The following is a 13,218-nucleotide window of genomic DNA, read 5'->3' as shown; positions in this document are numbered from 1 at the left end:
CCTTTGGCCCTGAACCCCTAGGAAGCAGGGGGCCGAACGGTGCCCTTGAGTCTTGCGGAAGTCCCCCAGTTGCTGCCCCGTATTGCCAGACTGTCCTCGACCACCCTTGCGCTGCTTGCGTTCCTGCTGGCGGCGGTCCTGATGATTTCGGTGGCCTTCGGGGCGGCAAAGGTCATCGAGTCGCGCACTTTGAAGGTGGTCACAGCGACGCTGGCCGAAGCCGGGCTGGGCTGGATCACCGTGACGACGGACGGCTTGCAGGTGCAGCTGACCGGCACCGCCCCGCGCGAGGACCTGCGGTTCCGGGCGGTCAACCTGGTGGGCTCGCTGATCGATGCCAGCCGCATCCGCGACGGGCTGGATGTGGCCCCGACCACGGCGATCGAGGCGCCGGACTTCTCGGTCCAGATGCTGCGCACGGAAGACGGCATCCAGCTGATCGGCCTGATCCCGGAAGACCCGGGCGAAGGCGGCCTGGGCGAGGCGCAGCTGACCGAGGCGGCCGCAGCGCTGGCCCCGGGGACCGAGCTTCCGGACATGCTGGAAACGGCGGGCTATCCCGCACCCGCAACCTGGAACGCGGCGCTGGCCTTCGGGCTGGAGGCGCTTGGCAAGCTGGAACGGTCGAAGATCTCGGTCGCGGCAGAGGTGGTCGAGGTCACGGCGATTTCCGACAGCGACAGCGAAAAGCGCGAGCTGGAGCGCGAGCTGCGCGCCTCGGCCCCGGCAGGCGTGCAGCTGGTGCTGGACATCTCGGCCCCGCGGCCGGTGATCACGCCTTTTACCATGCGCTTTGTCGTCGATGCCGAGGGCGCGCGGTTTGACAGCTGTTCCGCCGACACGGAACGGGCGCGGGCGCAGATCCTGCGGACGGCGGCGGCTGCCGGGGTGGAGGGCGCGCCGGTCTGCCAGGTGGGGCTTGGCGTGCCGACCCCGCGCTGGGCCGAGGCGGTGGGGCTGGGCATCCGGGCGGTGACGGAACTGGGGTCGGGGTCGATCACCTTTTCCGATGCCGACGTCACGCTTCTGGCGGGCAGTGACGTGCCGCAGGCGACGTTCGACAAGGTGGTGGGCGAGCTGGAAACCGGGTTGCCGGATGTCTTTTCGCTGACCTCGACGCTCGAGAAGGTGGAGACCGCGACCGAGGGCCCGGCGGAGTTCACCGCAGTGCTGGCCGAGGGCGGGAAGGTCGAACTCCGCGGCCGGGTGATCGATGAGACGCAGCGCAATGTGGTCGACGCCTTTGCGCGGTCGGCCTTTGCCGGGGCGGACGTGCTGACCGCGACGCGGGTGGACGCGGGCCTGCCGGACGGCTGGGCGATCCGGGTACTGGCGGGGCTGAAGGCCCTGGCCGAGGTGGAGAGTGGCAGGCTTCTGGTTCGGCCCGACCTGGTCGAGGTGACCGGGGTCACCGGGTCCACCACGGCCCGGGGCCGGATCACGCAGATCCTGTCCGAAGAGCTGGGCCAGGGCGAGACCTTCAAGGTCAACGTCCGCTATGACGAGGCGCTGGACCCGCTGGCCGCACTGCCCACGCCCGAGGAATGCGCCGCCGACCTGAACGCGGTGATCGCGCGGACGAAGATCACCTTCACGCCGGCCTCGGCCGAGATCGCGACCACGGCGCGGCCGGTGCTGGATGAGTTGGCGCAGATCCTGACCGACTGCCCGGCGATGCAGATGGAAATCGGCGGCCATACCGACAGCCAGGGCTCGGAAGGCGGCAACCTGTCGCTGAGCCAGGCCCGGGCCGAAGCGGTGCTGCTGGCGCTGCAAGGCCGGCGGGTCGATGTGTCCGGCATGACCGCGAAGGGCTTTGGCGAGACGATGCCGATTGCCGACAACGGCAGCGAGGCAGGCCGCGAGGCGAACCGGCGGATCGAATTCGTGCTGAAGGGCGCGCATGGCGCGGCGGCGGCAGGCGAAGCCTCGGCAGAGGCGGCTCCGGCAGAGGCGGGGGGCGAGGCCGTGGCACCGGCGGCTGAGGGCACCACCCCGGCAGCCGAGGCGCCATCGCCTGCTGCCGAGGGTCCCGACTTCTCGGACGACACCAGCCCCTCGGTCGCGCCGACCGAAAAGACCATTGCCCCGAAGCCCCGCCCCGAAGGCCTGCAGGCCGAGGAAGACCAATGAACCGCACCGAATTCGTCGTCGCCACTGCCATCATCCTTCTGGTCGCCTTTGCGCTGGGCTGGTTCACCCACTGGCTTCTGCACCGGTTCACCCGGGTCCAGGGCGGCGACATGGCCGAGATGGACAAGCTGGCGCAGTCGTTGCACGAGGCAGAAGAACTGCGCGACCAGGCGCTGGCCTATCTGGAACAGCGCGAGGCGGAGCTGACGAACCACATCAGCCAGACCGAGGCCGAGCTGAAGGCCGCGATGGAGGGCCTGCGCGAAGCCCGTCACGAGGCCGAGGAGATGCGCACCTATATCGAGCGGATGCACGCGAACGGGTAGTTCGGGGTCAAATTCCTTCGAAGGAATTTGCAAATCTTTTCGAAAAGATTTGCGGCGCGTCGGTCCAGCCGCTCGCAGATTTGATCAAACCTTGGCCTGATGCAGCCCGTCGAACTGGACATAGGCCGCCCCGCATGGCACCTGTCGCACAAAGCATAAGGAGGGCCCACCCATGCTCGATTCCGTGACCGACCTCGCGTCGCTTCTGAAAGACCCCTCGCTTCTGGTGACCAAGTCCTATGTCGCCGGTGAGTGGGTGGATGCCGACGACGGCTCGACCTTCCCGGTGACGAACCCCGCCCGGGGCGACGTGATCTGCCACCTGCCGAACCTTGGCCGTGCGGAAGCCGCCCGCGCGATCAAGGCCGCGCATGCCGCGCACCGCGAATGGGCCAAGCGCACCGGGAAAGAGCGTGCGCAGGTGCTGCGCAAGTGGTTCGACCTGTGCATGGCGAACCAGGACGACCTGGCGACGATCCTGACCGCCGAGATGGGCAAGCCGCTGGCCGAAGCCAAGGGCGAGATTGCCTATGGCTCGTCCTACATCGAATTCTACGGCGAGGAAGCCAAGCGCACCTATGGCGACATCATCCCCGGCCACCAGCGCGACAAGCGCATCCATGTGCTGAAGCAGCCGATCGGCGTGGCGGCCTCCATTACCCCGTGGAATTTCCCGAACGCGATGATCGCGCGGAAGGTGGCCCCTGCCCTTGCGGCCGGTTGCGGGTTTGTGGCGCGTCCTGCGGCGGAGACTCCGCTGTCGGCCCTGTCGCTGGCGCTGCTGGCAGAGCGCGCTGGGGTGCCGGCGGGGCTCTTCTCGGTCATCACGTCCAAGCGGTCCTCGGACATCGGCAAGGAGTTCTGCGAGAACCCGCTGATCCGCAAGCTGACCTTCACCGGGTCGACCGAGGTGGGTCGCATCCTCTTGAAGCAGGCGGCGGACCAGATCCTGAAGTGCTCGATGGAGCTGGGTGGGAATGCCCCCTTCATCGTCTTCGACGACGCCGATCTGGATGCGGCGGTGGAAGGCGCGATGATTTCCAAGTTCCGCAACAACGGCCAGACCTGCGTCTGCGCGAACCGGATCTATGTGCAGGCAGGCGTCTATGACGCCTTTGCGAAGAAGCTGGCAGCAGCGGTCGAGAAGCTGTCGATCGGCGACGGTCTGAAGGCTGGTGTCACCACCGGCCCGCTGATCAACGCGGCCGCCGTGGACAAGGTCGAGGAGCATATCGCCGACGTCCTCGCAGGCGGCGGCAAGATCGTCACTGGGGGCCGCCGGCATGAGCTGGGCGGGACCTTCTTCCAGCCGACCGTCGTGACCGGCGTAAAGCCCGACATGAAGGTTGCCCAGGAAGAGACCTTCGGGCCGCTCGCCCCCCTCTTCAAGTTCGAGACCGAGGAAGAGGTCATCGAGCTTGCCAACAACACGATCTTCGGTCTGGCCTCCTACTTCTATGCACGCGACATTGGCCGGATCACCCGGGTTCAGGAAGCGCTGGAATACGGGATGGTTGGGGTGAACACCGGGTTGATCTCCAACGAGATGGCACCTTTCGGTGGCGTCAAGCAGTCGGGTCTGGGCCGCGAGGGCTCACGGCACGGTCTGGATGACTACATGGAACTTAAGTACGTCTGCCTGTCGATCTGACGGGTCTGGGCATCTGGGCAAGGGGCGGTCTTCGGGCCGCCCCTTTGCGTTGGGCTGTGCGTTTCTGCAGCCCCCTCCCGCCGTTCGGGGCCACTGGTGGGGCGCGGATCGATGCACTAGCTTTGCTGTCCGATCCGCATAGCAAGGGTTCCGAGATGTCGAACGACTATACCCCGCCGAAGGTCTGGAAATGGGAGCAGCCCTCGGGCGGCACTTTCGCAAACATCAACCGCCCCATCGCCGGGGCGACGCATGACAAGGAACTGCCGGTCGGCAAGCATCCCTTGCAGCTTTACTCGCTGGCGACGCCCAATGGCGTGAAGGTGACGATCCTGCTGGAGGAGCTTCTGGAAGCGGGCTACGATGCCGAATACGACGCTTGGCTGATCGATATCGGCAAGGGCGACCAGTTCGGGTCGGGGTTTGTCGAGGTGAACCCGAATTCCAAGATCCCGGCGCTGATGGATCATGGCAACGGGCAGCGGGTCTTCGAGAGCGCCTCGATCATGCTGTACCTGGCCGAGAAATTCGGCGGCGCGTTTATCCCGAAGGATGCCTCGCAGCGGACCGAGATGTTCAGCTGGCTTTTCTGGCAGATGGGCTCCGCGCCCTTCGTCGGCGGCGGCTTCGGGCATTTCTACGCCTACGCGCCGGTGAAGATCGAATACGCGATCAACCGCTATGCGATGGAGACGAAGCGGCAGCTGGACGTGCTGGACCAGCATCTGGCGAAGAACGAATGGATGGCGGGGGAGTATTCGCTGGCCGACATTGCGGTTTATTCCTGGTACGGGAACCTTGTGCTGGGCCGGGCCTACAACGCGGCCGAGTTCCTGGATGTGGAGAGCTACAAGCACGTCCTGGCCTGGGCCAAGCGCATCGATGCGCGGCCGGGGGTGGTGCGGGGGCGGAAGGTCAACCGCTCCTGGGGCGAGGACTGGGAGAAGCTGCCGGAGCGTCATTCCTCGGCCGATTTCGACAAGCTGCCGAAAGCACCCTGACAACTCGACAGGACGGATTGAGCCAGCCCGGGCCTTGGCCTAGGCTGGCTTTTCCATGTCTGGGGGGAGCCATGTCCAATCGCATCGCCGTCGTGACCGGGGCCGCAGGTGGGTTGGGGCGGGCCTTCGTCGACCGGCTTCTGGCCGACGGGTTGACCGTGGTGGGCGTCGACATCGACGGGGCGGCGCTCTTGGCGATGGCGGCGGACCGGGAGGGCTTCGTGGCGGAAGCGGTGGACCTGACGGACGCCGAGGCCATTGCGGACCTGTTCGACCGGCTGGTGTCCCGGTTCGGCGGGGTGGATGCACTGGTGAACAACGCCGGGACCTGCTTCATGTCGGATTTCCCGGACATTCCGGCCAGTGAACTGGACCGGCAGATGGCGATTAACTTCTCCTCGGCCTTCCATTGCTGCCAGCAGGCGGTCAAGGCGATGGCGGGGCGGCCGGGGGTGCGGAAGATCGTCAATATCTCGTCGAACGGGGCCTACAACTTCGACGTCTTCGACCCGCCGCATTACCGGGCCTCGAAGGCGGCGATGGACACGCTGACGAAGGACTTGGCGCGGCGCTATGCGAAGGAGAGGATCGCGGTGAACTCGATTGCGCCGGCGATGACCGAGACACCCCTGTTCAATGTGTTGACCGAGGAGGTGCTGGCGAAGGCGATCAGCGCGATGCCGCACGGGCGGGCGATGCAGCCTGACGAGATTGCGGCCTGGGTGGGGTTCCTGATTTCGCCTGCAGGGGATGTGTCGTCGGGGAACGTGATCATCCTGAACCAGGGGCGCGACGTGCGGTGAGGAGACCAAATTTCTTGAGTAAGAAATTTGACAAGAATTTTACTTAAAATTCTTGGGGTTGCGCGAGGGGGCGAATGAAGGTCACCATTCACAAGCTGTTCGATTACCTCTTGGAGACCACGGCCGCCGAGCCGCCAGAGTGCTTCATCGGGTTTTCGCTGGCGCGGTCGCCGCGGCTGAAGGACTTCCTCGCGGACCTTGACCCCGAGTTGTCGCTGGACTGGAACGGGAAGAGCTTTTTGGGCCTGCCAAGCCTGCGGCAGCGGGTGCTGGACCAGGCGGGGCTTTCGCAGCCTCTGGACTCCGTCCTGATCACGGCGGGGGCGGCGGAGGCGAATTATCTGCTGTTCCGGCAGCTGGTGCAGGCGGGGGACGAGATTGTCACCGAGGCGCCCGGCTGGCCGCAGGCGGGAGTGATGGCGAAGGCCATCGGAGCGCGGCTGGTGGAGGTGGCGCGGGACGAAGGCCGGGGATGGTGGTTGGACCCCGAGGCGGTGGCGCGGGCGATCACGCCGAAGACGCAGATGATCTTTCTGACCAATCCGAACAACCCGACCGGGCGGCTGATCCCCGAGGCCGACCTTCGGGCGCTGGCGGATCTGGCGGAGCGGCATGGCATCTGGCTGGTGGTGGACGAAGTCTATGCGGGGCTGGAGTGGGCGGGACCGCGACCGCCGTCCATCGCCGGGATGACACGGTTCGGGATCACCACGGGGTCGGTGTCGAAGGCGCTGGGGCTGCAGGGGCTGCGGACGGGGTGGATGATCTGCCAAAGCCCGGAGGTGATCCGCGACGCGATGATCCTGCGCGAGAACGGGTCGGAGATCATGAATACCCTCGGCGAGCATATCGCCGAAGTCGCCTTGCGGCCTGACCGGCTGGCGGCGGCGCTGGGGCGCGCCCGGGCCGAGGGGGCAGAGACGCTGGACCTGCTGGACCATTTCGTGACCAAAGAACCGCGCCTGTCCTGGCACCGGCCCGAGGCGGGGCTGATCGGGCTGGCGCGGGTCGATGGGATCGACGGCGAATCGCTGGCCCGCGCGCTGCTGAGGCCGCCATATCGCACCTTCCTGCTCCCTGGATCGGCCTATGGCCTGCCGCATCACATCCGGATCGGGGCGGGCGGGGGGCCGGAAGCGCGGCTCAACGAAGGTTTAGAGCGGTTGTCAGCGGCGCTGCGCGACTTGGCCTGACGGCCCAACCCACTGATCCAAAAGGCGTTATCCGATAACATGGGGGTGTTTTTCCCTAGCGTGGCGCTGATTTTGCCTAGCGTGGACCGGGTGCCCATAACCATTGGCATCGAACCCCGGAAGCCCCGGGCAACCACGAAAGGACACGACATGCTGCTCTCTGTCATGAACGCGAAGACCACCCTGATCGCCGGCCTGACCGCGCTGTCCATCGCCGCCGTTCCCGCCGCCCCTGCGCTGGCCTGGGGTGAGAAGGAACAGGGCTTTGTCGCCGGTGTTGCCACCGCCGTGATCGTCGACGAGATCCTGAAGAACAACCGCAAGGCCCGCCTTTATGACCGCGGCCACACCGCCGCCGGGCCGACCTATGTCGAGCCGCGCGTGGTCTATGTCGAGCCGCGCCACACCACCTCGATCTACGCGACCCCGGCGGCGCGGGCCTTCAAGACCTATTCGGCCAGCGAGCGCAAGGCGATCCAGCGCAACCTGCGCGCCTGGGGCTACTATCGCGGTGGGATCGACGGCGCCTTCGGGCCTGGCACCTACAACGCGATCACCGCTTATGCCCGCGACGAAGGCATCTCCTTGTCGACCACGGCGAAGGCTTACGGCGCCTATGACGGACTGCTGTTCTGATCCCCTGACGGTCCCTGCCCTGTCCCGGCCCGGTCGATCAGACCGGGCCGGAGCGCTTCATTCCGGCGTCAGGTCCCAGGACCACCAGGTGGCATCGCTGGCCGCCCGGGCATCCTGCAGGACCGCCGCCGCCTCTGCCGCCGCAACCGCGCGGACCTTCGGGGCATAGGTCCAGGTCAGCTCCATCTCGCCACCTTCTTCCGAGGTCCCCTTCAGGCTGAAATCGAAGGCGGGGTTCGAGATCGTCAGGTCTTCCGGCGTGGTAAAGTCGATCGGCGCATTCTGCACGGTGACCCGGTGCACCAGCGTCCAGGGCCCGCCCACCGCCAGCGGCAGGCGGCGGGGCGAGGTCTGGGGAGCGGGATAGCGGTCCATCAGGCCGGGCACGGCAAACACGAAATCCTGGCGCAACCCGTTCTGGTCCAGCGCGGTGAAGGGCAGGAAATAGTGTTCCTTGATCGTCACCCGGTTCGCGGCGCGGTCATCGGTCATCTGCGGCGGCCTTGCTTCGGTCAGGCCCGGGTAGCGGTCGGCGTAGAACTCCAGGAACTCGCGCCCGATCTGGCTGACGGGGGTCGCGGCCCAGCGGGCGCGGGCCTGGTCGGCGGCCCCGGTCCGGTTCTCGGTCGTCACAGTCAGAAAGACGCCGACCATGGAAAACCGGTAGTCCTCATGCACCTCTTGCGCCCAGGAGCCTTCGGCCGTCACCTCGATCCGCTCCATGGCCGTCGTGCCTTCGGCTATGGGCAGGGCAAAGCCGAAATCCGGCTGGGCCGCCGTCCCGAGCCCGCCACCTTCGTGCGAGCCGGTCGGGTCCATCCAGACGGTCTGCCCGCCCAGGGTCGCGCGCAGGATCATGTGGTCGAAGACGAAGGGGGTGGGCAGCTCTTCCGGCAGGCGGTAGCCATTGTCGAGGTCGGTCAGGGCGACGGCGGCGTCGATCCCCAGCCGGTTGAGCAGCACGCGAAGAAGCAGCGACTTGTCCTTGCAGTCGCCAAAGCCCGAGGCGATCACCTCCTCCGGCAAACGCGCGAAATAGCCCCCGGCGCCGACCGACAGCGAGACATAGCGGATTTCATCCTGCACCAGGCGCAGGGCGGCATAGGCGCGGGCCTCAGGCGTTCGGTGGTCGCGGGCGATCTGGTCCAGCCGGGCCTGCCAGTCGGGCGGCAAGGGATAGTCGGCCGCGTAGTGCGGTATCAGCGCGGTGACCAGTGGGGTCCAGTCGCGGCTGTCGGAAAAGCGGACCAGCGCATCTTCGATCACCTCGGAGGGCACGGCCTCTTCCTCGATGGGCGGAATGTGGTTTTCGCGCCGCCATTCGTGGCGCATGAGGCCGTTGCCGAGGTCAGTCGCGGCATAGGTCACGCGGTCGGGCAAGGGGCCAAGCTCCAAGGGCGCGTCCTTGGGCCAGGTCAGCAGCGTGCGCGACAGGACGACCGGGGTCGACCATTCGAGCCACGAGCCGCCGCTGCGTTCGGCCCCGCCGACCAGGGGCCGGGTCTCCAGAAGTGTCGCCTGTTCCAGCACGTCGCCCACCCGCAGGCCGGGGACCTGGACCACCGCGGTCAGGCTGCCGTCGATGATCCCCTCCTCCAACCGCGTTTCCCGTCGGTAGACTTGCGGTGCGGCTGTCGCCTTCAGGTCGATGACCTGACCGTCGCGGTGGATGATTAGGCGCGTGAGGCTGGCGGTCTCATGGCTGGGGTCGAAGTCGACCTGGATCGTCGCCAGCTCTTCCAGCCCCGCGCGGTCGGTCACCTCGGCCACGACGCGGTTCCAGGATTGTTTGGTGTCGCCCTCCCAGGCGATCTGGTGATCGGAGAGCAGGAAGAACTGCCCGCCCTCGACCTCGGCCCGCAGCGCCGGGGTGCCTTCGGGGATGGGCGCGATGTCGACCCAGGGCGGGTCATCGGCCACCGTCAGAGTCTGGGCGTGCAGGGCGACGGCGGACAGGCAGTACGCGAGAACCAGGAACAGAAGGCGCATCGGGAATCCGGGGAATGAATTTCCGGCAGGCTAGCCGGGGATCGGTCGGCTGCAAAGGATTTCCCGACCTGTCCCAAGGATTGCCGCGTGGCCTGCGTCTTGTGTAAGTGATGCTGATGGACACGCCCGACGAGATGTTGGCTACTGCCGCCGCTGGCGGGGACCGGGCGGCCTTTGCCACGCTGGTCGGGCGGCATTACGACCGCATTCATGGGCTGGCCTGGCGGCTGACCGGGTCGAAGGCCGAGGCGGAGGACCTGACGCAGGACATCTGCGCCGCGCTGCCGGTCAAGCTGCGGAACTGGCGCGGGGAGGCGCGGTTCACCACCTGGCTCTACCGCGTGGTGGTGAACGCGGCGCATGACCTGCGGCGGCGGCAGGCAACCCGCGCTAGGGCCTCTGCAGGCTGGGGCGACTGGGAGATTGCAAGGCAGGACGAGATTGCGACGCAGGCCGAGGCCGCGGACTGGCTGGCGCAGGCGATGACGCAGCTGTCGCCGGAATTGCGCGATACGGTGGCCCTGGTCCTGGGCGAAGAGATGACCCAGGCTGAGGCCGGGGTTGTGCTGGGCGTGTCCGAGGGGACCATTGCCTGGCGGATGAGCGAAGTGAAGAAACGCCTGCGGGCCATGGCCAGGGAGGACGCGAAATGAGTGACGATCTCGACGACCTCCGCGCCGCCTTGAAGGCGGCCCCGGCCCCGGATGGGGATGCCAAGGCCCGGGCGATGGCTTTGGCGACGGAAAATTTCGACCGGCTCCAAGGATCGACCGAGCCGCTCCGTTCCAGTGAGGACCGCAAAGGAGCGGCCCCCCTGAACGGAGTACGTCGCATGTTGAATTACCTGACCTACCGCCCTGCCCTGGCCGCCACCACCTCGGTTGCGGCGCTGATCATCGGTGTCGCGGTGATCCTGCCGGTCGCTGATCTGCGGATCGGCAAGCCGACCGTCGTGGTCGAGACGCCGAAGAGCGAACCCACCCCGCCGATGGACCCGGTGGCCGATGCGGCCAAGCCCGAGGCCGCCCTGACGACCGAAGTCGCCCCCTCGGGCGGCGAGGGCGCAGCCCTGACGCAAGAGACCCTCGACGCGGCCCCCCCGGTGGTGGACGCGCCGGTGACAGTCGAGGAAGTGATCGTCGCGGATGATCTTGCTCTTTCGCAAGAAGGGAACGTTGCCTCGTCTGCAGCCATTGCCGAAGCAGCCCCTGATGTGGTGACCGAAGCGTCGCCGATGGCCGAGGTGGAGGCGCTTCCCGCCGCGCCGGTGGAGGGGCTGTTGACCGAGGCCGAGCCGCGGCTGCGGGCCGAGGCGAAGATGGAAGGCGATGGCACCCTTGGCTATCTGCCTGCCCCACCCGGTATCGCCCCCGATGCCCTGCCCGCCCCGGTCGAGAACACCGAGGCCTATTCGAACGAGGCCCCGAACCCGGTGAAGGTGACGGCGGAAGAGCCAGTCTCGACCTTCTCCATCGACGTGGATACCGCGTCCTACGCCGTCGTGCGGTCGTCACTGACCGGGGGCTATCTGCCCTCGCCCGATCAGGTGCGGATCGAAGAGATGGTGAACTACTTCCCCTATGCCTATGCGGCGCCCGAGGGGGATCAGGCCTTTGCCTCGACCATTTCTGTGATGCCGACGCCCTGGAACCCCGGCACGCGGCTGGTGAGCATCGGCATCCAGGGCGCGCTGCCGGAGGTCGCCGCGCGGCCCCCCTTGAACCTGGTGTTCCTGATCGACACCTCGGGGTCGATGGAGGATGCGAACAAGTTGCCTCTCCTCAAGCAGTCGCTGTCGTTGATGCTGTCCGAACTGCGGCCCGAGGATCAGGTGTCCATCGTCACCTATGCGGGCTCGGCCGGTCTGGTGCTGCCCCCCACGGCGGCGGGGGACAGGGCGGCGATCCTGTCATCCCTGGAGAACCTGGCGGCAGGCGGGTCGACGGCCGGGGCCGAGGGGCTGGAGCTTGCCTATCAGGTCGCCGAGGGGATGAAGGCGGACGGTGAGGTCACGCGGATCCTGCTGGCGACGGATGGGGATTTCAACGTGGGTGTCAGCGACCCCGAGGGGCTGGAGGCGTACGTCGCGAAGAAGCGCGAGACGGGGACTTACCTGTCCGTCCTGGGCTTCGGGCGCGGGAACCTGGACGATGCGGTGATGCAGTCGCTGGCGCAGAACGGGAACGGGACGGCGGCCTATATCGACACGCTCTCCGAAGCGCGGAAGGTGCTGGTGGACCAGCTGACCGGGGCCCTCTTCCCCATCGCGGATGACGTGAAGATCCAGATCGAGTGGAACCCCGCCACGGTCGCGGAATACCGGCTGATCGGCTACGAGACCCGCGCTCTGCGGCGCGAGGATTTCAACAACGACGCGGTCGACGCGGGTGAGATTGGGGCGGGTACCCAGGTCACCGCGATCTATGAGGTGACGGCACCGGGGTCGGATGCCCTGCTGAACGACCCGCTGCGCTATGGCCAGGCCTCGGCGAGCGGGGATGCGACGGGCGAGTTGGGCTTCCTGCGGCTGCGCTGGAAGGCGCCGGGAGAGGACGCGTCCACGTTGGTGGAAACGCCGATCACCGGGACGGAAGGGTCAAGCGAGGAGACCCGCTTTGCCGCCGCCATTGCCGGGTTCGGGCAGCTGTTGCAGGGATCGGTCTACCTGGGCGACTGGGGCTGGGATCAGGCCATTGAACTCGCCGTCCAGAACCGGGGCGAGGATGCCTTTGGCTACCGGATCGAGGCGGTGAACCTGATGCGGCTGGCCGAGAGCCTGTCTCAGTAACGGCTCCTCGTTCGACTTCGTCTCCTCGTCGCAAGGTCCGCCGCAGCGAGGAGTGACGAAGTCATCGACGAGCGGTCGTCGAAAGCAGAACGGCGCGCCCCGTAAGGGACGCGCCGTCGGTCATTCGGCCTTCGCCAAGTCAGTTGACGGTTTCGGCCTTTGCCTCAAGCACCGGGGTCGCGCCGTTGGCACGGGCGATCTCGATCCGGCGGGGCTTCATCGCCTCGGGCACTTCGCGGACGAGGTCGACGTGGAGCATGCCATGTTCATGCACGGCGCCCGTCACGCGGACGTGGTCGGCAAGGGCAAAGCGACGCTCGAAGGCGCGGGTGGCGATGCCACGGTGCAGGTAGGTCCGCTCGGTCTCGTCAGCGGCTTTGCGGGCGGTCACGAGAAGCGAGCCGTCCTTCACTTCGACCGACAGTTCATCGGGGGTGAACCCGGCGACGGCGATCGAGATGCGATAGGCATCCTCGGCGGTCTTTTCGATGTTGTAGGGCGGATAGGTCGGCTGGGCGACGTCCGTGGACAGCACCCGGTCCATCAGGTCGGCGATCCGGTCGAAGCCGACGGTGGCTCGGTACAGCGGTGCGAAATCAAGGTTGCGCATTGTCATCCTCCTGGAAGCGATGTCAGGGGCCCTCCCCTTCAGGGGGCAGGGCGGTAAACCCGGGCCCGTCATGGCACCCGGATGACAG

Annotated in this window: 11 protein-coding genes; 9 read left to right on the top strand and 2 right to left on the bottom strand. The window is 67.0% G+C overall.

From position 1 onward, the window contains the following. The first annotated feature begins 69 nt into the window (after nt 1-69). The 7 genes from AC2EAL_RS09625 to AC2EAL_RS09595 all read left to right on the top strand — a co-directional run bounded on the left by AC2EAL_RS09625 (nt 70) and on the right by AC2EAL_RS09595 (nt 7,743). A complete protein-coding gene (locus AC2EAL_RS09625; RefSeq protein ID WP_484723995.1) occupies nt 70-2,133 on the top strand; it encodes an OmpA family protein in 2,064 nt (687 codons plus the stop codon). Next, nucleotides 2,130-2,459, top strand: a complete 330-nt coding sequence (locus AC2EAL_RS09620; protein WP_484723994.1) for a hypothetical protein — start codon at nt 2,130-2,132, stop codon at nt 2,457-2,459. The genes AC2EAL_RS09625 and AC2EAL_RS09620 overlap by 4 nt, the downstream gene beginning before the upstream one ends. Nucleotides 2,460-2,631: 172 nt before the next feature. Further along, on the top strand, nt 2,632-4,110 hold the full coding sequence (locus AC2EAL_RS09615; RefSeq protein ID WP_484723993.1) for an NAD-dependent succinate-semialdehyde dehydrogenase: 1,479 nt from the start codon (nt 2,632-2,634) through the stop codon (nt 4,108-4,110). Nucleotides 4,111-4,265: 155 nt separating this feature from the next. Beyond that, the gene (gene yghU / locus AC2EAL_RS09610; protein ID WP_484723992.1) at nt 4,266-5,111 is read left to right on the top strand and encodes a glutathione-dependent disulfide-bond oxidoreductase; all 846 of its coding nucleotides are present in this window, start codon (nt 4,266-4,268) and stop codon (nt 5,109-5,111) included. A gap of 71 nt (nt 5,112-5,182) precedes the next feature. Further along, complete coding sequence (locus AC2EAL_RS09605) at nt 5,183-5,914, top strand: SDR family NAD(P)-dependent oxidoreductase (RefSeq protein ID WP_484723991.1); 732 nt, start codon at nt 5,183-5,185, stop codon at nt 5,912-5,914. 74 nt (nt 5,915-5,988) lie between these two features. Then, nucleotides 5,989-7,107 (top strand): pyridoxal phosphate-dependent aminotransferase, encoded by a 1,119-nt coding sequence (locus AC2EAL_RS09600; protein WP_484723990.1) that lies wholly within the window; start codon nt 5,989-5,991, stop codon nt 7,105-7,107. Between the two features lie 150 nt (nt 7,108-7,257). Next, complete coding sequence (locus AC2EAL_RS09595; protein WP_484723989.1) at nt 7,258-7,743, top strand: peptidoglycan-binding domain-containing protein; 486 nt, start codon at nt 7,258-7,260, stop codon at nt 7,741-7,743. Nucleotides 7,744-7,800: 57 nt separating this feature from the next. Here the strand turns inward: AC2EAL_RS09595 and AC2EAL_RS09590 are convergent, their stop codons facing one another. After that, the gene (locus AC2EAL_RS09590; RefSeq protein WP_484723988.1) at nt 7,801-9,732 is read right to left on the bottom strand and encodes a DUF3857 domain-containing protein; all 1,932 of its coding nucleotides are present in this window, start codon (nt 9,730-9,732) and stop codon (nt 7,801-7,803) included. A 116-nt stretch (nt 9,733-9,848) separates the two neighbouring features. On the opposite strand from AC2EAL_RS09590, the gene AC2EAL_RS09585 reads away from it, so the two are divergent. Beyond that, nucleotides 9,849-10,385 (top strand): RNA polymerase sigma factor, encoded by a 537-nt coding sequence (locus AC2EAL_RS09585; protein ID WP_484723987.1) that lies wholly within the window; start codon nt 9,849-9,851, stop codon nt 10,383-10,385. Next, on the top strand, nt 10,382-12,520 hold the full coding sequence (locus tag AC2EAL_RS09580; protein ID WP_484723986.1) for a vWA domain-containing protein: 2,139 nt from the start codon (nt 10,382-10,384) through the stop codon (nt 12,518-12,520). Before AC2EAL_RS09585 ends, AC2EAL_RS09580 begins: the two co-directional genes overlap by 4 nt. A gap of 139 nt (nt 12,521-12,659) precedes the next feature. On the opposite strand, the gene AC2EAL_RS09575 is transcribed toward AC2EAL_RS09580, so the two are convergent. After that, nucleotides 12,660-13,130, bottom strand: coding sequence for an Hsp20 family protein (locus AC2EAL_RS09575; protein ID WP_484723985.1), 471 nt, complete (start codon nt 13,128-13,130; stop codon nt 12,660-12,662). Nucleotides 13,131-13,218: the final 88 nt, after the last annotated feature.

It is taken from the genome of Tabrizicola sp. T74 (assembly GCF_057219935.1).
Note: the sequence above shows the minus strand (reverse complement) of the source record. Positions and strands in the feature narration are given on the sequence as shown.

Coding starts and splice junctions, on each gene's coding strand:
- AC2EAL_RS09620 (WP_484723994.1), top strand. CDS start 2,130: ATGAACCGCACCGAATTCGTCGTCGCCACTGCCATCATCCTTCTGGTC.
- AC2EAL_RS09615 (WP_484723993.1), top strand. CDS start 2,632: ATGCTCGATTCCGTGACCGACCTCGCGTCGCTTCTGAAAGACCCCTCG.
- yghU (WP_484723992.1), top strand. CDS start 4,266: ATGTCGAACGACTATACCCCGCCGAAGGTCTGGAAATGGGAGCAGCCC.
- AC2EAL_RS09605 (WP_484723991.1), top strand. CDS start 5,183: ATGTCCAATCGCATCGCCGTCGTGACCGGGGCCGCAGGTGGGTTGGGG.
- AC2EAL_RS09600 (WP_484723990.1), top strand. CDS start 5,989: ATGAAGGTCACCATTCACAAGCTGTTCGATTACCTCTTGGAGACCACG.
- AC2EAL_RS09595 (WP_484723989.1), top strand. CDS start 7,258: ATGCTGCTCTCTGTCATGAACGCGAAGACCACCCTGATCGCCGGCCTG.
- AC2EAL_RS09590 (WP_484723988.1), bottom strand. CDS start 9,732: ATGCGCCTTCTGTTCCTGGTTCTCGCGTACTGCCTGTCCGCCGTCGCC.
- AC2EAL_RS09585 (WP_484723987.1), top strand. CDS start 9,849: ATGGACACGCCCGACGAGATGTTGGCTACTGCCGCCGCTGGCGGGGAC.
- AC2EAL_RS09580 (WP_484723986.1), top strand. CDS start 10,382: ATGAGTGACGATCTCGACGACCTCCGCGCCGCCTTGAAGGCGGCCCCG.
- AC2EAL_RS09575 (WP_484723985.1), bottom strand. CDS start 13,130: ATGCGCAACCTTGATTTCGCACCGCTGTACCGAGCCACCGTCGGCTTC.